The sequence below is a fragment of the Flavobacterium sp. ACN6 genome (assembly GCF_002304005.1).
GTDB lineage: Bacteria > Bacteroidota > Bacteroidia > Flavobacteriales > Flavobacteriaceae > Flavobacterium.
The window spans coordinates 1-763 of the sequence record NZ_MRCQ01000038.1; the positions used below are offsets into that span (position 1 = coordinate 1).

Annotated in this window: 2 tRNA genes and 2 rRNA genes; all 4 read left to right on the forward strand. The window is 40.6% G+C overall.

The features are described 5' to 3' along the window. A 16S ribosomal RNA gene (locus tag BSF42_RS22260) occupies window positions 1-58 on the forward strand; the annotation flags it as partial. A 126-nt stretch (window positions 59-184) separates the two neighbouring features. Then, window positions 185-258, forward strand: a tRNA-Ile gene (locus BSF42_RS22265). A gap of 107 nt (window positions 259-365) precedes the next feature. After that, window positions 366-439: transfer RNA gene (locus tag BSF42_RS22270), tRNA-Ala, on the forward strand. A 203-nt stretch (window positions 440-642) separates the two neighbouring features. Then, a 23S ribosomal RNA gene (locus BSF42_RS22275) occupies window positions 643-763 on the forward strand; the annotation flags it as partial.

The window sequence follows — 763 nt, forward strand, 5'->3', positions numbered from 1 at the left end:
TAGGGCTAAGTCGTAACAAGGTAGCCGTACCGGAAGGTGCGGCTGGAACACCTCCTTTCTAGAGCCCCAGTTGTTAGCATTAATGCACGATGGGGAAAAAAGATGTCTATCTAAAGGAACTGAATCACAAGATTCAATTACTCTTGCTGTTAATTTAAAAAAAAATGAAAATTAAGTAAAACAGAGTCTCGTAGCTCAGCTGGTTAGAGTACTACACTGATAATGTAGGGGTCGGCAGTTCGAGTCTGCCCGGGACTACTTTTTAACTTAAAAAAGGAAATTCTGGAAGTTGGGATTCGCCAAAAGAAATTAGAGAAGAATTAAGAAATCTAAAATCTGAATTCTACAATCTAAGATTGAAAAATGGGGGATTAGCTCAGCTGGCTAGAGCGCCTGCCTTGCACGCAGGAGGTCAACGGTTCGACTCCGTTATTCTCCACGATTTTAGTCCTAAAGTCTAAAGTCATAAAGTCCAAAAGTGATTCACTTGACGACTTTCGACTTTTGACATTCGACTGAAAAAAGTTCATTGACATATTGAGATAAGAAAATAATAAAAAGTAGAAAGCGTTTTTTGTTATAGTAGCAATACAAGTAACAAAAGACAAAAAAAACGGTCTCGTTTTATAACGAGATTGGTACAATAAGCAAAATAAGGGCGTATGGGGGATGCCTAGGCTCTCAGAGGCGATGAAAGGCGTGATAAGCTGCGAAAAGCTGCGGGGACGGGCACACACCGATTGATCCGCAGATACCTGAATGG